The 20,816-nt window shown below is 63.9% G+C and carries 21 protein-coding genes and 1 tRNA gene; 12 read left to right on the top strand and 10 right to left on the bottom strand.

Annotated features, from left to right (window positions below):
• The first annotated feature begins 267 nt into the window (after nt 1-267).
• The 6 genes from KF733_05685 (at nt 268) to KF733_05710 (ending at nt 4,437) form a co-directional block, all read left to right on the top strand.
• Nucleotides 268-1,134: a prepilin-type N-terminal cleavage/methylation domain-containing protein gene (locus tag KF733_05685; protein QYK56971.1), complete on the top strand. Its 867-nt coding sequence runs from the start codon at nt 268-270 to the stop codon at nt 1,132-1,134.
• Complete coding sequence (locus KF733_05690; GenBank protein QYK56972.1) at nt 1,131-1,334, top strand: hypothetical protein; 204 nt, start codon at nt 1,131-1,133, stop codon at nt 1,332-1,334. Before KF733_05685 ends, KF733_05690 begins: the two co-directional genes overlap by 4 nt.
• A 199-nt stretch (nt 1,335-1,533) precedes the next feature.
• On the top strand, nt 1,534-3,015 hold the full coding sequence (gene gatB, locus KF733_05695; protein QYK56973.1) for an Asp-tRNA(Asn)/Glu-tRNA(Gln) amidotransferase subunit GatB: 1,482 nt from the start codon (nt 1,534-1,536) through the stop codon (nt 3,013-3,015).
• Nucleotides 3,012-3,617 carry a tetratricopeptide repeat protein gene (locus tag KF733_05700; GenBank protein ID QYK56974.1) on the top strand — a complete coding sequence of 202 codons (606 nt, stop codon included), beginning with the start codon at nt 3,012-3,014 and terminating at the stop codon, nt 3,615-3,617. Before gatB ends, KF733_05700 begins: the two co-directional genes overlap by 4 nt.
• A gap of 69 nt (nt 3,618-3,686) precedes the next feature.
• A complete protein-coding gene (locus tag KF733_05705) occupies nt 3,687-4,178 on the top strand; it encodes a DivIVA domain-containing protein (GenBank protein QYK56975.1) in 492 nt (163 codons plus the stop codon).
• A gap of 13 nt (nt 4,179-4,191) precedes the next feature.
• Nucleotides 4,192-4,437 carry a DUF167 domain-containing protein gene (locus KF733_05710; protein ID QYK56976.1) on the top strand — a complete coding sequence of 82 codons (246 nt, stop codon included), beginning with the start codon at nt 4,192-4,194 and terminating at the stop codon, nt 4,435-4,437.
• On the opposite strand, the gene KF733_05715 is transcribed toward KF733_05710, so the two are convergent.
• Nucleotides 4,402-4,614, bottom strand: a complete 213-nt coding sequence (locus tag KF733_05715; GenBank protein QYK56977.1) for a DUF1289 domain-containing protein — start codon at nt 4,612-4,614, stop codon at nt 4,402-4,404. The two genes, KF733_05710 and KF733_05715, sit on opposite strands and share 36 nt — an antisense overlap.
• Nucleotides 4,615-4,664: 50 nt before the next feature.
• Nucleotides 4,665-5,327, bottom strand: coding sequence for a hypothetical protein (locus KF733_05720; GenBank protein QYK56978.1), 663 nt, complete (start codon nt 5,325-5,327; stop codon nt 4,665-4,667).
• Nucleotides 5,328-5,491: 164 nt separating this feature from the next.
• Between KF733_05720 and KF733_05725 the strand changes: the two genes are divergently transcribed.
• From KF733_05725 to KF733_05735, 3 genes are all read left to right on the top strand, one after another.
• Nucleotides 5,492-6,013 (top strand): hypothetical protein, encoded by a 522-nt coding sequence (locus tag KF733_05725; protein ID QYK56979.1) that lies wholly within the window; start codon nt 5,492-5,494, stop codon nt 6,011-6,013.
• 196 nt (nt 6,014-6,209) lie between these two features.
• Entirely contained in the window at nt 6,210-6,428 is a 219-nt protein-coding gene (locus tag KF733_05730) for a heavy-metal-associated domain-containing protein (GenBank protein ID QYK56980.1), read from the top strand.
• Nucleotides 6,421-8,613 (top strand): copper-translocating P-type ATPase, encoded by a 2,193-nt coding sequence (locus KF733_05735; protein ID QYK56981.1) that lies wholly within the window; start codon nt 6,421-6,423, stop codon nt 8,611-8,613. Before KF733_05730 ends, KF733_05735 begins: the two co-directional genes overlap by 8 nt.
• A 47-nt stretch (nt 8,614-8,660) precedes the next feature.
• On the opposite strand, the gene KF733_05740 is transcribed toward KF733_05735, so the two are convergent.
• Nucleotides 8,661-8,735, bottom strand: a tRNA-Asn gene (locus tag KF733_05740).
• 130 nt (nt 8,736-8,865) lie between these two features.
• Between KF733_05740 and KF733_05745 the strand changes: the two genes are divergently transcribed.
• Entirely contained in the window at nt 8,866-10,983 is a 2,118-nt protein-coding gene (locus KF733_05745) for a S9 family peptidase (protein ID QYK56982.1), read from the top strand.
• Between the two features lie 44 nt (nt 10,984-11,027).
• Here the strand turns inward: KF733_05745 and KF733_05750 are convergent, their stop codons facing one another.
• The 6 genes from KF733_05750 to KF733_05775 all read right to left on the bottom strand — a co-directional run bounded on the left by KF733_05750 (nt 11,028) and on the right by KF733_05775 (nt 15,933).
• A complete protein-coding gene (locus KF733_05750; GenBank protein ID QYK56983.1) occupies nt 11,028-11,372 on the bottom strand; it encodes a TfoX/Sxy family protein in 345 nt (114 codons plus the stop codon).
• Complete coding sequence (locus KF733_05755) at nt 11,359-11,859, bottom strand: DUF2752 domain-containing protein (GenBank protein ID QYK56984.1); 501 nt, start codon at nt 11,857-11,859, stop codon at nt 11,359-11,361. The genes KF733_05750 and KF733_05755 overlap by 14 nt, the downstream gene beginning before the upstream one ends.
• Complete coding sequence (truB, locus tag KF733_05760) at nt 11,849-12,721, bottom strand: tRNA pseudouridine(55) synthase TruB (GenBank protein QYK56985.1); 873 nt, start codon at nt 12,719-12,721, stop codon at nt 11,849-11,851. The genes KF733_05755 and truB overlap by 11 nt, the downstream gene beginning before the upstream one ends.
• Complete coding sequence (locus KF733_05765; GenBank protein ID QYK56986.1) at nt 12,682-13,686, bottom strand: bifunctional oligoribonuclease/PAP phosphatase NrnA; 1,005 nt, start codon at nt 13,684-13,686, stop codon at nt 12,682-12,684. Before KF733_05765 ends, truB begins: the two co-directional genes overlap by 40 nt.
• 27 nt (nt 13,687-13,713) lie before the next feature.
• Nucleotides 13,714-14,532, bottom strand: a complete 819-nt coding sequence (locus KF733_05770; protein ID QYK56987.1) for a sulfurtransferase — start codon at nt 14,530-14,532, stop codon at nt 13,714-13,716.
• Nucleotides 14,533-14,643: 111 nt separating this feature from the next.
• A complete protein-coding gene (locus KF733_05775) occupies nt 14,644-15,933 on the bottom strand; it encodes a UDP-glucose/GDP-mannose dehydrogenase family protein (GenBank protein QYK56988.1) in 1,290 nt (429 codons plus the stop codon).
• Between the two features lie 445 nt (nt 15,934-16,378).
• Between KF733_05775 and KF733_05780 the strand changes: the two genes are divergently transcribed.
• Both KF733_05780 and KF733_05785 read left to right on the top strand, forming a co-directional pair.
• On the top strand, nt 16,379-16,942 hold the full coding sequence (locus tag KF733_05780; protein QYK56989.1) for a hypothetical protein: 564 nt from the start codon (nt 16,379-16,381) through the stop codon (nt 16,940-16,942).
• A gap of 95 nt (nt 16,943-17,037) precedes the next feature.
• The gene (locus tag KF733_05785; GenBank protein QYK56990.1) at nt 17,038-17,637 is read left to right on the top strand and encodes a PEP-CTERM sorting domain-containing protein; all 600 of its coding nucleotides are present in this window, start codon (nt 17,038-17,040) and stop codon (nt 17,635-17,637) included.
• A 539-nt stretch (nt 17,638-18,176) separates the two neighbouring features.
• On the opposite strand, the gene KF733_05790 is transcribed toward KF733_05785, so the two are convergent.
• Entirely contained in the window at nt 18,177-20,588 is a 2,412-nt protein-coding gene (locus KF733_05790) for a beta-galactosidase (protein ID QYK56991.1), read from the bottom strand.
• Nucleotides 20,589-20,816 lie beyond the last annotated feature (228 nt).

Below are 20,816 nucleotides of genomic sequence, written 5' to 3' on the forward strand. Positions count from 1 at the left end.
TTCGCCGTCACTTTTTCTGGGTTGGTGAACGATCCGGCGGCGAAAGCGTCCCTATCTATCTAAGGGGGACGAGAAAGGTCCGTTCGGGGGCCAAAGGAGATCTCCCTGTACTTAAGGCCACAGGTCTTAGGGTGAAGAGACATCGGCGACCCTCCGGGTCGCCGCCTTTTTTTATAACCCGCCCGGCAGTGGCAGGTGCCCCAGGATTTTTGCCGTCCAGTCCCGCTCTTAACTCGCCCTTAGCATTTGCGTAATAGGCTGGCCTCTATGAAGAGAGCGTTCACCCTGATCGAACTTCTCGTCGTAATTGCCATCATTGCCATCCTTGCAGCGATTCTCTTCCCGGTCTTCGCCCAGGCGAAGACGTCCGCAAAAAAGACGGCGACCACGAGCGGCCTTAAGCAGCAGATGCTGGGCCTCCTGATGTACGCCAACGACAACGAGGATCGAGTGCCGTGGCACTACGGCTATGTCCAGGGCTATCCCGCCCAGGTCTATTACAACGACACGACCTGGATCAATAACACCGAGCCTTACCGCAAGAGCCGGCCCTTGACGTTCGACGCCCTCTTGCCCGAGCCCAAGGAGGACGCGACCACTCCGGACGGCCGCCCGGCTTTCCGCGATAAGTTCTATCCGAGCTTCCGCTACCGCTGGGGCTGGGTCACGAACATGTCCATGAACGCGGACGGCTTCGGGAACAGCGGCCTCGGCACCTGCCAGGGCAGTTCGCGGACCAATTCGCTAAGCGCCAACTCGACCAGGACGCTGACCACGATCAACGATCCCGCCCGCCGCATGGCGCTGACGCCCACCCGCTATTCCGGCTTGAACTACAGCTGGATGTACTTCCAGAGCATCTGGGCGATGAGCCCCTATAAGAACTGGTACGCCAACGACGACTTCTATTGGGAGACCCTCGTCTGGGACGCCCGAAGAGAGTGGGGGAACCGGTTCGTGGCGGCTTACGCCGATGGCCACGTGGGCCACTATGGGCGGGAAAAGTTCCTCGGCACTTGCGTCAGCAAAGGCGCCCAGCCGTGCACTCCGGACTACACCGGCAACCAAGACTTCTGCAACAAGTACTTCGCCAGCGAAGACCTGAAAGAGTTTTGGGGAGTCTTCAACCAGTGAGGAGCCTGCTAGCCCTGCTCGCGCTCGCGACGGCCGTCGGGTGCGGGTCTGACGGTGGCGGCGAGACGAAGGACATGTACCTGGACGCTCCGAGCGGAGGCAATGTCGGCAAGGAGGAGCGGGAGAACGCCCTCGGCGCAGACATCAGCAACATGAACAAGACCGGCGCTGAAGAAACCGGGTCGACCACGACCCGCTGACCTTCGCTTCCCCTTCCCGTCGCCGACGGGAAGGGAGCGCGTCCCCCCAACGCTCGGCCCTTGTAGCGGGGTGTCCGGCGCTTTAGGCTTCGTTTCGAACATTTGGGCGCGGGTTCTGGCGCTCCTGGAACAGTACAAATGCTGTCTCTTCCCGAACGCTGCGTGGCCATCTGCCTCTCAGAGGATGTAAGCTGAAGCCGTGACGCGCTATGTGACCAGCGTCGGGATGGAGGTGCACGCGGAGCTGCTCACGGAGAGCAAGATGTTCTGCCGGTGCGCGGTGGCTTTCGGCGGGGAGCCGAACACCCGGGTCTGCCCGGTGTGCCTGGGCATGCCCGGCACCCTGCCTGTGCCGAACCGAACGGCGATCGAGATGGTGCTGCGAACGGCGCTCGCCTTCAACTGCAAGGTCGCCTACGACAGCGTCTTCCACCGGAAAAACTACTTCTATCCGGACTTGCCGAAGGGTTACCAGGTGAGCCAGTACGGCGAGACGAACCCGCTCGGCTACTGGGGCTACCTCGAGATCCCGGCCGCCGACGGCGGCGAGAAGAGGGTCAAGATCCGGCGCATCCACCTTGAGGAGGATACGGGCAAGCTGCTCCACCTGCCCGGCGGCGGCAGCGGGGTCGACTACAACCGCGCGGGGGTGCCGCTCATGGAGATCGTCACGGACTTCCCGCCGGACATCACCAGCCCGGACGAGGCGCGCGACTATCTCGTCCAGCTCCGCCTCACCCTGCTCTACCTTGGGGTCACCGACGGCCGCATGGAACAGGGGAGCCTGCGCTGTGAGCCGAACATCTCGATCCGACCCGAGGGGAGCGAAGATTACGGCACGAAGACCGAGCTGAAGAACCTCAACTCCTTCCGGAGCGTGCAGCTCGGCGTCGAATACGAGACCAAGCGCCAGGCACAGGTCTACGAGGATGGCGGCCGAGTGCTGCAGGAGACACGCGGCTGGAACGAGGGCACGCTCAGTAGCTACGCGATGCGCACGAAGGAGACGGAGGCGGACTACCGCTATTTCCCATGCCCCGACTTAATCCCGATGCACTTCGACGAGGAGTACATCGAAGGCTTGCGCGCAAGCCTGCCCGAGCTGCCGCTGGCTAAGCAACGGCGATACCAGCGGGAATACGCCCTGAGCGACTACGACGCCGGCGTGCTGGTGGCCGACCAGGCCTGGGCGAAGTTCTTTGAGGAAGCCGTGCGCCAGGGCGGCGAACCTAAAGCGGTCACGAACTGGATGAACGGTGACTTTATGCGGCTGCTCAAAGAGACGGGCCAGTCGGCCCGGTTCGACGGCTCGCTGGACCCGGAAGGGCGCGAGGTGAGCGTCATGACCCCGGCCCACATCGTCGACCTCGCCGACCTCACCGCCCGCGGTGTGGTGAACTCGAAGGTGGCAAAGACGCTGCTGGAGGACTCGTTCCAGAGCGGCGCGATGCCAAGCAAGCTCGTCGAGGAGCGGGGCTTGACCCAGATCAGCGACGACTCTTTCATCCGCGACGCGGTGGCGAAAGTGATCGCGGAGAATCCCGGGCCGGTCGAGAACTTCCGCGGCGGCAAGGAGGGCGTGATCGGCTTCCTTGTCGGCGCCGTGATGAAGGCCACGCAGGGCCGGGCCAACCCGGCCATGGTCCAGCAGGAACTCCGCGACCAGTTGGGGCGGTCGTGAGGCCGCACCTCAGCCCGCACGGGCTTTGGAAGCGGGCAGGCGCCTTGATGGTGCTGCCTTTCGTCGTAGCCTCCTTGGAGGCGGGGGCGCAAGAGCCGCCGCAGCCTGAGGACCGGTCCGAGGCGATCTACCAGCGCGCGGCGGGCCGGATGGAGGAGCTTAACGACGCCTGGTTCCGGGACGGCGAGTTCCCGCGGATCAACCAGTCGCTGCGGTTCTTGGTCGAAGCAGACCCGAGGGACGAGGAGCGTGCGAGCGACCTCATCTGGATGCTCGGCAACGTCGAAGAACGGACGGAAGCGTTCGCCTACGCAATCCGCTTCAAGAACGCGAACCCCGACTACGCCGACGCGGCCTACTATGAGGCGCAGCTTTGGTTCAATGCGAAGGCCTACACCCGAGTCGTGCCCCTTCTGGAGCCTGCGCTCAGGATGACCCCGCCGCCCCACGTGAACGCGCTGCGCTTCCTGGCCCATTCCTATAACCGGCTCGGCTATTACGAGGACGCGGTGCGCGTCTGGGACATGGTGGTCCATCGCAACCCGAACGACGGCGCGGCCAAGAAGAACCGGGCCGACATCCTCAAGAAGTGGCGCGGCTGAGCGACCGTTCGGGCCGCTGCGGCGTCTAACGGTTTAGGGGTCGCATGGACGCTGCCCCGAGGAAACACGATGGCGAAGGAACGCTTTACACCCCTCGACCTTGAGCGGGTGCAGATCCCCACGACTCTGCGTGGCTACCACCGCGAGACGGTCGACCGCTTGGTCGCCGGAGTCGCCGAGCAACTCGAGTCCTTGCTGGTCGAAGTGAAGGAACTGCGGCGGCTGAACGAACTCGCGAGCAAGGAACTCGAGCGGTTCCGCGCCCAAGAGGCCACATTGCGCGAGGCGCTGGTGCTGGCCCAAAAAGCGGCGGACGACACCCGCACGGCCGCAAGGCGCGAGGCCGATTCTGCGGTAGAAGCGGCGCGCCTGGAGGCTTCGGAAATCCGGCAGAAGGCGCTTGAGGCGACGGCCGCGGCCCACTGGGAGCTGCAGAAGCTGGACGACGAGAAGCGCGCGTTCGAGGCGCGGTTCCGGGCCCTGCTCCACGAGCACCTGGAACGGCTCGGCCCCGCAAAGCCTGTCCTTGAGGTCGCCGCCGCCGACGCCTTTGCGAGCTGAGCTCCGAGTCCGGGTGACCCCAAAGGCGAGCCGCACCAGGGTCGAGTGGGACGATCCTGTCCGGGTTTATGTCACCTCGCCGCCATCCGACGGCGAGGCCAACGAGGCGGTAGTTGCGGCCCTCGCGAAGGCCCTCCACGTCCCGAAAACCTCGTTGCAGATCATCCGCGGGCAAACGGGGCGGGATAAGACGCTCGCGGTGGAAGGGATATCGGCGGAGGATCTAGCCGAGCGGGTTCGCGGCCTGCGCGGGGGCTGAGCTTGCCATCCCTGCGAGCCTGCCCCGGGCGAGCTCCACCGCCGCCTTGCGTTCTTCTGGTGTCATCGTTGTCCACGCGCAGATCTCCGCGATCGTCCGTCCACAGCCCTGGCACACTTGCTCGGGATCCAAACGGCAAACCCCCGTACACGGCGAGGGGATGAAGACTTCGCCCATCCTCTTCGCTATGTACGGGGCGGGAGCCCGAAATGCGTCAGCACCTGCGACTACGGCGAGATCGCGGTGGCGAGGGTAAAGAAGATGCGCTTGCTGCGCACGCCGATCTGCGCCCGGACCGTGTCGTTCGGCAAGTAGCGCAGGGCAAAGTTTCCATCGGTCCCATCGTATTCGCCGATCACGCTCAGCCGTGGGGTCAAGAGGAGTTCCGCGCCGCCGATCAGTTTCTCTCTAAAGAGCCCCGAGCCATAGCCGGCGTGGACGCGCACCCCTTGGAACTGGTCTTCAACCGAGGGCGGGGTGATGATCTGGGCAGAGGCGACGGCATAGAAGGTGGCGTCAAGACGGTCGGCCACGTCGATCACGCCGACCCCGATCTCCACGTTTCGGAAGTTCGCAGGGACGATGTTGACCTTGCCGTTGGCAAGGACCTCGCCCTCAGTCTTTCCGGTGAGTTCGTAATAGGCGCCACCGACCTCGATGCCCGGGATCAGGCCATAGTTGGCCACTGCCGAGCGGTCTTGGCCGAGAGTGACGCCGACCATCAGCCTTCCTTGAGGCGTGACATATGCGCTCGGCACGTTGATCAGGCCGCTCGGGCCGTAAACGGTAGTGAACCGGCTCCGCAAGGCGGCCTCGCCTGTCGGAGGCACCGGTTGGGCAAGTCCCGCCGACACCAAGCAGGCGGTGAAAACCTGAGCGAGCAGTTTCATCTTCATCGAAGTAGGAAACGACAAAAGCGGCGAAGTCCGAACAGTTAGACTGGGCCCTGGGATTTACAACTTGCGCACTTGTAGGTCTTCCTATACAATTTTTATGCGTTTTGACTAACCATTAGCTCGGGAACTCACGCGGAGACCCGTATATCGGCATCGACATGAAACGTTTCGCTTTGCTATCCGTGGCGGCGATGAGCTTGTCCGGTTTCTCGCTAGCGCAACAATCGGAAGGAGCAGGCGCTTATACGCCAAAACTCCGAGGGATGCCCGTGCTCGTCATAAGACGGGTCGAGCAGATGGACAACCTAGACCAAGGTGATGCGCTGGGCGCAAACCGCGCTGACTTCTTCGCCGAAGTGACCGTTAACGGCGTGAAGACCAAGACTGAAGTTTTGGCCAAGGACGATGGGTGGCCCAATTGGGAAATCCCCCTTGATTACAAGACCCGCTATTCGCGGATCACGATACGTCTCTTAGACGATGACGGCGGTCTGGAACGTCAAGACGACCACGCCGACATTAACCCTAAGCGGGATAAAAAGGACCTGACCTTTACCTATGACCGGTACACAGGTCGGATCAGCGGCGAAGCCTCTGGGCGACTCAACCAGCCCATCGTCGTCAAAGGTGAAGGCGACGATGACAAAGCCCGCATCACCTTCATGGTCATGAAGGCTTGACGCCGACTTTTCCCCTGCAAGAACGAGCGGCGGCGCCAAACCTCGGTGCCGCCGTTCTTCGTTCAAACCCCTGAGGGGTATCGTTGCGCCCAAGTTCCCTCAGCTTGATTCCGAAGCCGGGATATGATCAGACGGGTAGTGGCGGGAGCGAGGGGAACACGGCCTCAACATCCTGCCTTATACCTTCCAAGGGTATATGCAACGGTTCATTTTGCAGATCAAAGGCATGACCTGCGCGCATTGTGCGAAGGCGGTCGAGAGCGCGCTCATTCGGGCGCGAGGTGTTGACAGTGCCAAAGTCGACTGGGAGTCGCACTTCGCGGAGATTACGGGCGAGGACATCGACCTGACGAGTCTCGCGGGCCTGATCGAGCAAGAGGGCTATACGCTCGCCGGCATCGATTCCTGTGTCTAGCTCCCCCACCCACACGCAAGAGAGAGCCGTCCACTCGACCGAACTGGAGATCGAGGGCATGAGCTGTGCCTCGTGCGTCGCCCGGGTCGAGCGTGCCTTGGCCCGCGTCGAAGGGGTCACCGAGGCGAACGTGAACTTCGCCAGCCACACCGGCACGGTCCACCATTCCCAGCGGGTGGCGCTGGAGAGCTTGGTCGAGGCGGTCGAGGGCGCGGGCTACTCCGCGCGGCCGAGGCGTCCGGAAGGAGACCACGACCATTTGGCCGATGACGGTTCCCGGCGTGCCCTGGCAGATTTGGCTTTTGGGGCTGCCCTGGCCGTCCCCATCGTGCTGGTCTCGATGCTCTGGCACCCGCGTCCCGTTTCGGTGAACTGGATCCTGTTCGCGCTCACGACCCCCGTGGTCTTCTATGCCGGACGGCAGTTCTTCGCGAACGCGGCGAGTGCGCTCCGCCACTTTTCGACCACTATGGACACGCTCATCGCGATCGGCGCGACGGCGGCGTGGCTCTACAGCCTCTTCGGTTTGCTCGCCTATCCCCAGGACGCCCACGCGCAGAGCGAGCACGTGTACTTGGAGGTGGGGGCCGGGATCGTGACCCTCGTGCTCTTGGGTCGGTACCTGGAGGCGCGGTCCAAATCGCGAATGTCAGGAGCGATCCGGAAGCTGATGGAGCTTGCCCCCCGGTCGGCCGTCCGCATTGGGGCTGCCGGCGAAGAAACGTCGGTGCCGATCCGCGAGGTTGCGGTGGGCGACCTTCTCCGGCTCCGCCCGGGCGAGAAAGTCGCCGTGGACGGGACGGTCGAGTCGGGCGAGACCAGCGTCGACGAATCCATGTTGACGGGGGAGCCGATCCCAGTCGCCAAGCATCCGGGCGAGCCGCTCAGCGCGGGCACCGTCAACCAGAATGGCACCGTCACCTACCGTGCAAAGCGCGTCGGTTCAGAGACCACGCTCGCCCAGATCATCCGCATGGTCGAGCGCGCCCAGGGGTCGAAGGCGCCGCTACAGCGCTTGGTCGACCGCGTCTCCGCGGTCTTCGTCCCGATCGTGATCGTCATCGCGCTCGCCGTCTCTGCCGCGACCTTCGCGCTCGGCGGCAGCCCCGACCAGGCGATCCTGCGCGGCGTGGCCGTCCTCGTGATCGCGTGCCCCTGCGCGCTGGGCTTAGCCACGCCGACGGCCCTGATCGTGGGAACAGGTCGCGGGGCCGAGCTCGGGATCCTCGTGAAGGACGCGGAGGCGCTGGAACGCGCCGGGACGTTGCGCACCGTGCTCTTCGACAAGACAGGCACCGTCACCCGTGGGCGGCCCGACCTGACCGACATCCTCACCCTGCATGAATTGAGCGAGGACGAGGCCCTTCGGATCGCCGCGTCGCTCGAGGCGGGATCGGAACACCCGATCGCCGGCGCCGTGATTCGCGCAGCCCGGGCGCGGGGGGTCGCGCCGAGACCGGTCGTCGGCTTCGAGGCCCTTCGGGGCCGGGGCATCCGCGGCAAGGTCGATGGCGAGGAGTGGGCGCTCGTGAGCCCCCAGCAAGCCAGGGACGGCCTTGGGGTCGAGGCCGAAGAAGCCCTGCGCCGCTTGCAGGAGGAAGGGAAGACGGTCTTCGTGCTGCAGGACGCGGCTCGCGTTCGCGCGCTGATCGCGGTGGCGGACGTCATCGACGAGCACAGCCGCGAGGCCATTGCCCAACTTTCGCGGTTGGGTCTGGCGACCAAGATGGTCACCGGGGACAGTGAGGCCACCGCCCGCGCGGTCGCCCGCCAGGCGGGGATCGCCGAAGTCGTCGCCCAGGTCCGGCCAGAAGGAAAGGTGGCGGTGGTGGAAGGTTCGGCGCGCCCAGTCGCCATGGTCGGGGACGGGATCAACGACGCGCCCGCTTTGGCTGCCGCCGACCTCGGCATCGCCATGGGCCACGGCACCGACGTCGCCATGGAGACGGCCGGGATGGTGATCTTGCGGACGGACCTGCGGGCCGTGCCGACCGCGATCCGCCTGTCCCAGGCCACGCTCCGCACGATCCGGTGGAACCTCTTCTGGGCCTTCTCTTACAACGTCGTGATGATCCCGTTGGCCGCGATGGGCTACCTCAGCCCCATGTTCGCCGCGGCCGCGATGGCGGTCTCCAGCGTCTCGGTCGTGCTCAACTCGCTCCGCCTCCGCCGCTTCTCCGGATGATTGGGCGTGCACAGGCACCAAAGGCGGCCCCGAGGGGCTAGGGGGAGTGGCTGCCGCTGTAGGATTCGAACCTACGACCCGCTGATTAACAGTCAGCTGCTCTACCACTGAGCTAAGCGGCAGTGGAATCGGGATAGTACCAGAGCCGGGCCGTGGGCCGGGCCTGTGGACATAGGAAGGGGCAAGAATCGTGCCGATCCCACTATCAGATGGGTCCGGAGCTCAAACCGGCCTTGCGATAGACTTCCCAGAATGAACCCGGTCGTGCTCTTCGGCCTTCTCTTTTTCGCCATGCCAGACCAGATCGAATACCCTCAGACCAAGAAGGGGGACGTTGTCGACACCTACCACGGCGTGAAGGTGCCGGATCCCTACCGATGGCTCGAGCAACCGAACACAGAGCCGGACGTCGCGGCTTGGATCGCGGCCCAGAACGCGGTCTCCTTCGGCTTCCTGGACAAGATCGAGGGGCGGGACAGGCTTTACAACGAGCTGCGTCGCAGGCTCAACTTTGAACGCTTCAGCGTGCCGACCCTGATGGGTGGCAAGGTCTTCTACACCCGGAACGACGGGCTGCAGAACCAAGACGTGCTCTACGTGGCGGACTCGGTCGACGCCCCGGGACGTGTGCTGCTCGACCCCAACACCTTTAGCGAGGACGGCACCGTCGCCCTCAGCGGCCTTGGCCTGAGCGAGGACGGAAAGACCCTCGTTTATGGCAAGTCGTCGGCAGGTTCGGACTGGACGACTTTTTACACGATGGACGTCGCCACCGGCGACGAGAAGAGCGCGCCCGTGCCCTGGACGAAGTTTTCCGAACCGCAGGTCGATAGGGAGGGCAAGGGGTTCTACTACCTGCGTTGGCCGAAGCCGACCGAGAGCGACCAGTTCGTCAGCGCGAACAAGTCGCCGGAGATCCGCTACCACGCCTTCGGCGTGGACCCGGACGAGGACAGGCTGGTCTATTCGCTGCCGGACAAGCCGGACTGGTTCATCGGCCCGTACATGGACGGGACTAGGACGACACTTTGGATCATCATCCACGAGCCGGGGTCGATCAACAACACGGTCAGCTACATCGACTTGACGCAGCCGGACGCCAAGGCCCAGCCGCTCTTCTCGGTGGCAGACGCCGACTACACGCCGATTTACCGCGAAGGCGATTCGGTCTGGGTCATGACGACCAAGGACGCGCCGACCGGCAAGATCGTCAAGGTCTCGCTGAAGGAGCCTTCGGCCGAAGACTGGAAGACGGTCGTTCCGGCAGGAAAGGACACGATCCAAGCGGCGAGCGTGGTGCACCACCGGCTCCTCGTGACGAGGATGCACGACGTCAAGACCGCGGCCGACGTCTTCACGGTGGAGGGCGAGCGCCTGACTGAGATCGAGATGCCTGGCCCGGGCACGGCCAGCGGTTTCAGCGGCCAGCCTGACGACAAAGTCACGTTCTTTAGCTATACCGACTTGAAGACCCCGGCGACGATCTACAAGTACGACGTGGCCGAAGGCAAGGCCGAGGTCTACCGAAAGCCGGACGTGCCGATCGACACGGACCGCTATGAGACCAAGCAGGTCTTCGTGACGGGCAAGGACGGCGCGCGCGTGCCGATGTTCTTGGTCCATCGCAAAGGGATCAAGCTCGACGGGACCAACCCGACCCTGCTCTATGGCTATGGCGGCTTCAACGTTTCGCTACAGCCCTGGTTCAGCAGCGCGCGCACGGTGTGGATGGACATGGGCGGAGTCTGGGCGATGGCGAACATCCGCGGCGGTGGAGAGTACGGCAAGGAGTGGCACGAGGCCGCGATCAAGACCAATCGGCAGCGCGCCTATGACGACTTCATCGCGTGTGCGGAGTGGCTCATCAGCGAGAAGTACACGAAGCCGGCGCGGCTCGCCGTGCAAGGCGGCTCCAACGGGGGCCTCCTCGTCGGCGCGGTCATGACCCAGCGGCCGGAGCTCTTCGGGGTGGCGGTCCCCGAAGTCGGAGTGATGGACATGCTCCGCTTCAACCAGTTCACGATCGGGAAGGCGTGGGAGTCGGACTACGGCTCGCCGGAGAACGAGGAGGAGTTCAAGGCGCTTCTTCGCATCTCGCCCTACCACAACTTGAAGCCGGGCGTGAGATACCCGGCGACGCTGGTGACGACGGCCGATACGGACGACCGCGTCGTCCCGGCCCACTCGTTCAAGTTCGCGGCGCGCCTGCAAGAAGTCCAGGCGAAGGACGGGCCGCCGGTCCTGATCAGGATCGAGACGAGCGCAGGGCACGGCGGAGGCAAGCCCACCACCAAGGTTCTGGAGGAAGTGCGCGACGTCTTCGCCTTTATCCTGCACGAGATGGGGATCAAGATCCCGGCGTCCTTCTAAGGCGACAAGACACCGTGCCTTGGTGCCCTCCGCCAGGCACGGTGTCAAGCCTTCTTCTTCGGCTTCTTCTTGCTTTTGGCGAGGGCGACGGCCGCGTCGATGTATTGGCCCAGCTTCTCCGGGTCGGCCAAGACTTCTGCCGGGACTTCGCGGTAGGGCATAGGCGCGGGCTTCTCTCCCACGATCACCCATTGCGGGGAGTCGTACGCGTCATATAGCGGGGCCGTGTCATCGTTGGACTTGAAATAGAGGTGGTCGTCATCGACCACGGCGAAGAACGTGCCTTGGCAATAGACCCCGACCCCGCCGAACATCTTTCGCGAGGTGATCTCGCGGATCGCCTCCAAGGGTTCGAGCAGGCGGCGGACTTCTTTCTCAGTTACGGCCATGGGGAGAGTTTTCCTGGGCGGCAAGGGGGCTCTTGCCAAATACCTCGTAAATGCTGACCGGCTTCGCGAGGGCGAAGCGGACCGCGCCAAAAAGCACCGTCGCCAGCGTCAGCCCGATGAGCAAGCCATTCGGGAGGGGGGCCTCCTGTCGAAAGCGCCGGCCCGTGAGATAGCCGTTTAGGCTGGCGAAGGCGGAGGCGGTGAACCCCAAATACAGCAAGGGGCCGACGAGGTGCGCCCGAAAGGCGCCCACGACGTCGCCGTGCAAGAGAGCGGTGAAGCTCGTGGTCAGCCCGCACCCGAAGCAAGGGCGGTGGAAGAAGATCATCGAGGGGCAGGGGAGCAAGCCCAGCTGCATGTGCGTGCCGTACCCGTCGGGGTCTGCGTGCAGGACGACCGCCCCGAGAAGGGTCACGACGGTCCACGAAAGAAACCAGGCCAGTTGGCCCGTCAGCTTCTTCTTCGGCCAGCCGGTCTCAAAGAACACCGTTCAACGCCTCTGCAGGAAGGACGCACTCGGGGTGGAGAAGGTTGCCCTCCACCCGGGCGACGCTCACGACGCGGCCCATGGGGTCTGTGAGTGCGGCGAGATCCTCTGGGGGTGCATGGGCGAGCCTGACGAACTGGCCCGTGCGGACTCGCTCGAGCTGGCCCCGGTTGAGTTCGACCAGCGGCATCGGGGGCAGGGCATCGGCGAGCGCGACGAGTCGGTCCGGCGCGATATCTTCAAGCGTCGCCGCCTGCTCGATGCTGAACTTGCCCACCTGCGCGCGCTCGAGCTCCACGACGTGCGCCCCGCAACCCACGGCTTGGCCTAGGTCGAAGGCAAGGGAGCGCACGTAAGTGCCTCCCGAACACACGATGCGGAACTGCACGTCGGCCCCCTTGCTCTCCAGGATCTCGAAGATCTCGACGAAAACGTTGCGCGGCTCTCGTTCGACCTCCTCGCCCTTGCGCGCATAGGCGTAGAGCGGACGCCCCTCCTTCTTCACCGCGCTATAGATCGGCGGCAGTTGCTCGATCGGCCCTCGAAAGCCGGGCAGGTTTTCTTCGATCCGGGCGAGCAAGTCGGCGGGCACGGGCACTTCGCGGGTCACCTCGCCCTCGCTGTCGTAGGTGTTGGTCTCCTGGCCGAAGCGGAACGTGCCTTCGTAGACCTTCGGTTCTAGCGGGAGGTATTGGAGGAACCGCGTCGCCGGGCCGACGGCGAGCACGAGCAGGCCGGTCGCGATCGGGTCGAGGGTTCCGGCATGGCCCACCCGGCGCGTCCCCAGACGACGTCGTACGGTCTGGACGACGTCGTGCGAGGTTATGCCTTCGGGCTTGTCGACGAGGAGGACGCCAAGCATTGCTTCAGCGCGTCAATGATGTCCCGTTCGGCGTCTTCAAGACTGCCGTCATAGGTCAAACCGGCGGCGTTTTTGTGCCCACCCCCGCCGATCTGCCTGGCAACGGCGGCCACGTCGAGGGACCCTTTGCTGCGCAGGCTCCCCTTGACCCGGCCGTGCTTGCCGGGGCGGAGCACCGCTGCGACCTGCACCGTGCGCACGCTCAGCAGCTCGTTCACGATGCCTTCTGTGTGCTCGTCCCTGGCGCCCAGGCTCTGGTAGAGCTCGGCGGGCAGGGCCGCCCAGGCCAGTCGCCCGCCGCAGTCCATCTTCATGCGTTGGATCGCGGCACCCATCAGCCGGACGGCCTGTTCGTCGCGTTGCAGGAAGCATTCGGCCATGACCTGGGGAAGGTCGCCGCCCCGTTCGATCAACCAAGCGGCCTGGGCCAGGGAGTGGGCGCTGGTGTTCGGGAAGCGAAAGCCGCCCGTGTCCGTCACGAGCCCGGTGAGGAGGCACTGGGCGATGCGCCGGTCCACAATCTCAGGCTCGGCGCTGAAGAGGTCTGCGAGGATCGCGGCGGTCGCGGGAGCGGTCGTGTCGACGATGCGGACGTTCCCGGGCGCCTCGTGCGGAATGTGGTGGTCGACCAGGATGAGGCGGGGCAGCGCCTCGAAGGTCGCCCGTAGAGACCCGAGCCGCTCCAGGCTGTCCAGGTCCAGGGCGATTCCCAGGTCGAACCCCGCGTCGGAACTTTCCCGGCCGACCCGCTCGATCCCGGGCAGGAAGCCCAGATAGTTCGGTGGGGCGTCGTGGGTGACGACATCGTTCGCGATTCCCAGACCGTCCAGGACGTGGGAGGTTGCGAGAGCCGAACCGATCGCGTCACCGTCCGGGTTGAGGTGCGTCCCGATCAGCACCCGCTTCGCCGCGAGCACCTCGTACTTGAACTCGGCCCAGCGGGAGGCGGCGTTCTCGGATACCACGGCCCTTAGGGTACCGCTTGCGGCGGGTCAGGCCGCTTCGCCCTTCGACCTGCAGCCGGCGAGTTGAGCCCATTCGGCCAGGCTGCCTTCATAGTTCAAGGCAGTACGGACCCGGAGAAGCCGGTGGAGGACAAACCAGCTGAGGCTCGCCCGTTCGCCATATGTGCAATAGGTGATCACGCAGCTGTGCCGGTCTATGCCCTCGCCGGCATAGATCCCATAGAGTTCTGGCCAGCTCTTAAACGTCCGGTCCTCATTTAGGTTCACGTGCCAGGGGATGTTGACCGCGCCCGGGAGGTGGCCCTGTGCCGAACAGACGGGTAGGGTGCCGAAGGCCGAACCGTCTTCCCCCTGGAACTCCCCGGGGGACCGCGCGTCGAGCAGCACGACCCTTTCGCGGAACCTCAACGCATGGAGCACGTCGCCGACCTGACCGCGATAGAACTGGTCGAAGTCTTGGTCCGGATAGGCCTCCGGCTTTGGAACCGCGGGTTCTGAGGTGGTAGGGCGCCCCTCGGCGATCCACTTCTGCGTTCCCCCGTCCAGCAGGTGGACGTTTTGGTGCCCGACGGAGTAAAGCATCCAGTAGGCCCAGGAGGCGAACCAGAGGTTATGGGCGTCCGAGAGGACGATACGGGTCTCGGGCCCAATGCCGGACTTTGACAGCAGCGCCAAGAAGCGGTGCGAATCCACGATCAGGCCCGACTCCTCCCGCAGGTCGTCGCGCCATTGCCACAGGACCGAGCCCGGGATCAGGGAGGCGTCTCCGAAACCCGGTTCGATTCCGACGTGCACAAACCACACGTCCCCGCCGTCAACCAGCCCTGCCGCAGCTTCGGTGGTCACGAGTGATTCTGGAAAGTGGGGGTGCAAGTCCATAGGGCGCCACTCCCATTATTGGAACCCTAGCAACGGAAGGCTAATACCGATTCCAGGGTAACTGAAGGGTGAAGGCGGCTACTGGCCGACCACGTAGTACTCGAACCCCGCTTTCTCAGCGATTTGGAACGAATAGACCCGGCGGCCGTCGAAGAGGATCCGGCTCTTCATCGCCTGGCCGAGCCGTTCCAGGTCGACCTGGCGGAACTCGTTCCATTCGGTGACGAGCACGAGGGCGTCGGCGTCCTTGGCCACGTCGTAGACGTGGTCGACGTACTCCACCTGGGGCCAGAGTGCCCGCACGTTATCGGTGGCGACGGGGTCAAAGGCCTTCACCCTGGCCCCTTTCGCCAGGAACATCTCGATCATCTCCAGCGACTTAGCGTCCCGGATGTCGTCCGTGTTCGGCTTGAAGGCCAGGCCCAGCAGGGCGATTTGCTTGCCCTCGAAGCCGCCGAGCCGCTTCTCCAGGCGGCGCAGGAAGTGCTGCGTCTGGTCGCGGTTGATCTCCTCGGCCGCCTTCAAGAGCGTGAAATCGTAGCCCAGGTCGGCGCTGATCTTGATGAGGCCGGCGACGTCCTTGGGGAAGCACGAGCCGCCCCAACCGAGCCCCGCTCCCAGGAACTGCGCCCCGATCCGCTGGTCGGCGCCCATGCCTTTGGCGACGTCCGAAACGTTCGCGCCGCACGCCTCGCAGAGCCGGCTGATCGCATTGATGAAGCTGATCTTCGTCGCCAGGAAGCTGTTGCTGGCATACTTGATGAGCTCGGCGCTATTGAGGTCCGTGATGATCGTCGGCTTCTCCAGGGGGGCATAGAGCTCTAACAGACGGGTGGCCGCTTCGCGCTTCTTCGCCCCGATGACGACGCGGTCGGGGTTGCGGGTGTCCCAGACGGCGTTGCCCTCACGCAGGAACTCGGGGTTGCTGACAACGTCGAACAACGCGGGGTCGGCGCCCTGCTCCTTGATGATGTTTTCCACCATGTCGCCGCTGCCGACCGGCACGGTGGACTTGTTCACGACGACCGTGTACTTTTCGATCGCCTTGCCGATCTCCTTTGCCACGGCCTTGACGGCGGTGGTGTCCGGTGTGCCGTCCGGCCCGGGCGGGGTGCCGACCGCGATGAAGACCACGTCGCCGTGCCGCGTGCCCTCCGCGACGCTGTCGGTCATTCGGAAGAAACCGTCCGCCATCGTCCGCTTTAGGATCTCTTCGACCCCAGGCTCATAGATCGGCGGGATGCCTTGGTTCAGCATCTCCAGCTTCCGCGGGTCGTTGTCCACGCAGAGCACGTCGTTGCCCATGTCCGCGAGCACCACGCCCGTCACCAACCCCACGTACCCCGTCCCGACCACCGCGACCTTCATGCCGAGGGGATTCTAGCCGACGCGCTTCACCGGAAACGCCACAAAAAGGGCCTCGGCTCAAGCAGTCCCACGGCTCTTCGAAAAAAACACTCGGGAAGCCGCTCGTGCACACAGGTGGGCTGTTGTCATCTTCTGAATGAAATTCCAGGAGGAAGATCATTCTTGAAAGCATCGGTCTTTACTCGGTGCCGCTTGCCCTGTTCGCCTTGCGTCGATTGCAGGAATCCTTAGCATGTTCGTTCGTGGGGAGACTGAGCGATTGAAAAGATGGTAATAGCGTGAAACCATTGAACTTATCGCGAAATCTTTCGAGATGATCGCGACGACTTGATACCTTGAGGCGTGATTTCCCCCTAGGAAGCCACATTTAGCCCTTAGCCGGAGAAACCTCATCGCGGGGACTGCGCTCGTAACGATTTGGGCCTCGGTAGGAGCCTGGTGGTGGATGCACCGTGAAGAACCCCTTGATAAGGCGGCGGAGAAGATTCTGGGGGCGATTCTTTCCGGAGAGGCTGAAACAGTCCAACAGTATCTCATCGAAGAAGAGCGGTCGACACTTAGTGTTCAAAACGTAGACCGGATCCTCAAAGAAGTCATCCTTCCAAGAGTGCTCGAAGCTGGAGACCGAGAGCCTGTGCAAGTCCGGCAGAACGCGGGCCAAGGGGTCGCCGAGGTCATATTTAGGAGCCCCGCCAGGATCCGCACCCGCCTTTCGGTCGAAACGTTCCGAATTGACGGCAAGCCGCGCTTCTCTTTGACCCAGAGGGTGCGACAAGTCTGGTGGAATGACTACGTCAGAAGAACGGGCGAGCCTTACAGCCAGTACTCGATGGCGACGGGGTATTTGGAGGGCCTTCGCCGGGACGCGTCCACGCTGAGCGCGGTCGGGCTCACGACCTTTTACCGCTTCGAACCCAGGGAGGGCGAGATAGCCGTGGATCCCGTATCAAGCTTGAAGGATCGCGCGACGCAGATTGTGGCCCGTGGCAAGCCGACTTTGACGCGGTAAGCCCGGCAGACCCGCGCGGTTTGGTGGAATCACGTAGAATTGCCTGTCACCAAAGCAGTCTAACAGAAGCCTGATCTGTTACCATATTAGACGTCATGCGAAATTCGCTTGTTATTCTTGCCCTTGCAGGTTTGGGGGGCACCGTTTTTGCGCAGCAAATCAACGACCCGAACCAGATTACGCTTCGCCACGACTTCGAATCCCGCCCGCCGAGCGCGCCGCCGACCGGCCCGTTTGTGCTCGACGAAGTGACCTACTCTGAAGCAAGCACCGGTAGCGGTGGCCCGGGTTGGCGCCTCATCAGCGTGTTTCCCGCCCAGTTCGGTCGCCAGCTGACCGACAATGCCGGGATCTCGAACATCACGCTGAGCTTCAGCACGGCGATGGCCAAGGTCGGCCTGAACGTCGGCATCGGCCCTGATTCCGGCACCTCGACGTATGAGGTCCGCTTCTTCAACGGCAATACGCAAGTCGGCATGGTCAGCGGCAGCGTGAACGGCGTTGGCGGCAACTTCTTCGCGGGCTGGGAGAACGGCGCCGGCATCACTCGCGTGAACATTCTCGAGTCCTCTGGCGAGAACGGCCGCGTCGGTGGTATCGACAACGTCCGCTACGACGTCGTCCCCGAGCCGGCCACGATGGTCGCTCTTGGCGCGGGCCTCGCTGCCCTCGCCGCTCGCCGTCGCAAGGCCTGATCTCCGATCGGGCACTGAGCAGGAGGCGCCTGTCCCTTCGCGGGACGGGCGCCTTCTTTTTGCGGGGCGCTCGGATCGACTAGCTAACCACCAGTTCGTCGTCCAGGCGCGTGCTTCTCGGAGAGCAACGGCCCCGGATCTCCACCTCCAACCCCCTCCTCATTTCCACGGCACGAACCATCCGCAGAAACGAGGAGGGGGCTCCGGAGCGCGGCAGCTTGGGCGACTACGCCTAGCGAACCACCAGGTCGTCGTCCAGGCGCGTGCTTCTCGGAGAGCAACGCCCCCGGATCTCCACCCCCAACCCCCTCCTCATTTCCGCGGCACGAACCATCCGCAGAAACGAGGAGGGGGCTCCGGAGCGCGGTAGCTTGGGCGACTACGCCTAGCGAACCACCAGGTCGTCGTCCAGGCGCGTGCTTCTCGGAGAGCAACGGCCCCGGATCTCCACCCCCAACCCCCTCCTCATTTCCACGGCACAAACCATCCGCAGAAACGAGGAGGGGGCTCCGGAGCGCGGCAGCTTGCGGGCCAGGCGACTACGCCCAGCGCACGACCAGGTTGTCGTTCAGGCAAGCGGGCTTCTTCGACACCACCCGCACGGATGAGCCCGGCCCCGGCTCCACTGAATAGTCCGTCGACTCCGCGATTCCCGGTGCGGCAGCGAAGACGATGACGTCTTCGGGCTGCGTCAGCCGGAACCGGAGCCCGTCGGGCAGCATCTCCATGACCTCGCAGGTGGCCCAGGCGATCTCTGCCTGTCCGGCCTTCACCATGAGCGGCACCATCACCGCTTCTTTCCCGCGGAGGTGCAGCTGGCGCCCCTCAAAGAGCGGCTGGCCGTCTTCGAAGAACCGCACGGGTTTGTCGACGTTGTCCAGGTTCATGATGTGGAGAAAGCGCTCATTGGTGCCTGGCAAGCGGCTGGTCGTTGCGAAGATGCCGTAGTCCCAGTAGTCGTTGGTGAGGCCGGCGCTGAGGCCGAGGCGGTCGAACACCTTCTGCCAGAATGCCACCTCGGTCCGGTACGAACCGGCGAAGAGCACGACCTTGCCTGCACCAAGCGGAATCTCGGCCGCGCACGGGCGTTCGCCGTCCACGATGGTCATCAGCACCTCGCCTCGTTCTAGGACGAGCGGCTGGGCGAAGTGGGGCGGATACTCGGGGTGGCCCGACAGCGGCCCCACCGGTTGTACGGCGAGGTAGTAGTGCGGCCTCCAGCCCTTCATCACCTTTCCTGGTTTCACTCCGAGGGCGTCCGCGAGAGTGGTGCAGGGACGGGCCTCCAAGTCGAACTCTGGCACCTCGCCAAAGAGGAGGAGACGCCCGCCATCGCGTGCGAAGTCGACCAGCTTCTGTTGGAGCGCACCGTCCATATAGGCGGCCGTGCCGACAACCAGCGCCTTTTTCGGGTCCGGCGCGTGCTTCTGCAAGTCGCGAGCGGTGAAGCGGAAGCCGTTGAAAAGCAGGGCCTTCACCACCGTGTCCCAGTGGGTGGCACTTCGATATTCCTCCAAGTTCTTCACTACCGCCTTCATCTTTTCGCTCTTCGGGTAGTGGTTTTCGGTCATGAAGTAATCGGGGATGAATCCGTATTCGACGTCGTCGTGCTCCTCCTCGGTGGCCCCGAGCTTGTCCGCGAACGCCATCATCGCGCCGATGCCTCTTGACATGCGGTCGAAGCCGATCCAAGGGCGCCCCTCCGGGTCGATCGGGGCAGCCGTGCCGTGGCGCTCCCCGGTGATGCCGATGCGGTCGTTGCCGTCGTTCTCCGGGCTGTTTAGCTTCCAATTCCAGCTTCCACAGAAGAGGTAGAAGTTGACGAGCCTCGTGTTCTGGGCAACCGACATCCGCAAGTGGAAGTCCACCGACGAGGGGTCGATCCGCACGTGGTAGGAACCGCCGAAGTCGCCCGAGCCCGCAGAGAACTCAAGGGCGGTGAGCGGCTGGTCCGGGCCGTTCACACAGTCGGTAAGCATATTGATGAGGTAGAGGTCCTGGACGTTTCCGACTCCAAGCTCGCTCAAGTAGTGGTCGGATCCGGCGAAGAAGCGGTCCCATCCCGGATAGCTCTCATAGAGCTGGCTGATGCCGATGGGGTAGGGGAGGGCGCGGCCCGCAGAGGTTCCATGGATGTTGACCGCGAAGAGGGTGTCGCCCATGCCGAACTCCTCGGCGTACGCTTGGAGGTGGCGAAAATACCGGCCGGAGCGGTCGCGCATGAAGCGTCCAAGGTCGACCCGGAATTCTGCGGCAAAAGCTTCGCTTGGCGAGCGCAAGGCAGCCCGCGCGGTGGCAGTGCCGAGGTCGAGCGGATAGCGGGTCCTCAACGCCGCTTCGGAATAGCGCAGGCGGAGCCATTTGACGAAGTCTTCTAACACAAAGTCGGTCAGTTCCGGATGGTTGCCGACCCAGGCGAGCATTCCCACCTCGTTATCGAGCTGCACGCCGATCACGGGGCCGCCCTGGCTCTGGCGCCGTTTCGCCAGGACGGGGATGATCGCGGAATACCAATGGCGCGATTCCGACAGGAAAGCGGGCGCGAGGTAGTCGATCTGGCCACCGAGCGCGGGGTTGCCGTCCCAACCGAGGGGGACGATCTCGGGATGCACCCTCGCCACCCAGTGCGGGATCCCCTCGTTTTTCATCTCCGCCATCACGAAGGGGCCCGGCCTCGCAAGAAAGTACATGTCGTTCTTCGCGACGAGATCGATAAATCCTTCGACGTCGTACTCCGGACGCGCCTGGCCGCTCAGGTCGAAGTGTCCCTGCTGCTGTTCATGCACCAGCCACGGGATGTACGAAGCAACCATGTTTGCGCCGGTCGACTTGAGCTTATCGATGCGGTCTTGCCAGTCGGAACGGTGGAGGCGGTAGTAATGGATCTCGCCTCCGATGAGGAGCTTTGGCTTGCCGTCGATGAGGATCTGCCGGCGCTTGATTTCGACCATGCCGTCCTATGTTACATCGGGGTGCCCGAACCAATGTGTCTGGCAGCCACGCCCCGAACCGCGCCCGTAAGGCTATAATGTCAGGCAACGCCGGGGTGACCTGGCGACCACCAGGAGGTATGCAAATGAAGCGATCTGTCACCACCAACGCATATGGCTCCTCTACCTGCGCCTGAAGCAATTTAGGTCGCCAGTTCTGGAGCCGATCAAGTCCTCGGCACGCTCGTG

The organism is Fimbriimonadaceae bacterium (assembly GCA_019454125.1).
GTDB lineage: Bacteria > Armatimonadota > Fimbriimonadia > Fimbriimonadales > Fimbriimonadaceae > JALHNM01.

Coding starts and splice junctions, on each gene's coding strand:
- KF733_05785 (QYK56990.1), top strand. CDS start 17,038: ATGCGAAATTCGCTTGTTATTCTTGCCCTTGCAGGTTTGGGGGGCACC.
- KF733_05730 (QYK56980.1), top strand. CDS start 6,210: ATGCAACGGTTCATTTTGCAGATCAAAGGCATGACCTGCGCGCATTGT.
- KF733_05715 (QYK56977.1), bottom strand. CDS start 4,614: ATGGGCGAAGTCTTCATCCCCTCGCCGTGTACGGGGGTTTGCCGTTTG.
- KF733_05790 (QYK56991.1), bottom strand. CDS start 20,588: ATGGTCGAAATCAAGCGCCGGCAGATCCTCATCGACGGCAAGCCAAAG.
- KF733_05720 (QYK56978.1), bottom strand. CDS start 5,327: ATGAAACTGCTCGCTCAGGTTTTCACCGCCTGCTTGGTGTCGGCGGGA.
- truB (QYK56985.1), bottom strand. CDS start 12,721: ATGCTTGGCGTCCTCCTCGTCGACAAGCCCGAAGGCATAACCTCGCAC.
- KF733_05750 (QYK56983.1), bottom strand. CDS start 11,372: ATGGCCGTAACTGAGAAAGAAGTCCGCCGCCTGCTCGAACCCTTGGAG.
- KF733_05685 (QYK56971.1), top strand. CDS start 268: ATGAAGAGAGCGTTCACCCTGATCGAACTTCTCGTCGTAATTGCCATC.
- KF733_05725 (QYK56979.1), top strand. CDS start 5,492: ATGAAACGTTTCGCTTTGCTATCCGTGGCGGCGATGAGCTTGTCCGGT.
- KF733_05780 (QYK56989.1), top strand. CDS start 16,379: ATGCACCGTGAAGAACCCCTTGATAAGGCGGCGGAGAAGATTCTGGGG.
- KF733_05745 (QYK56982.1), top strand. CDS start 8,866: ATGAACCCGGTCGTGCTCTTCGGCCTTCTCTTTTTCGCCATGCCAGAC.
- KF733_05705 (QYK56975.1), top strand. CDS start 3,687: ATGGCGAAGGAACGCTTTACACCCCTCGACCTTGAGCGGGTGCAGATC.
- KF733_05775 (QYK56988.1), bottom strand. CDS start 15,933: ATGAAGGTCGCGGTGGTCGGGACGGGGTACGTGGGGTTGGTGACGGGC.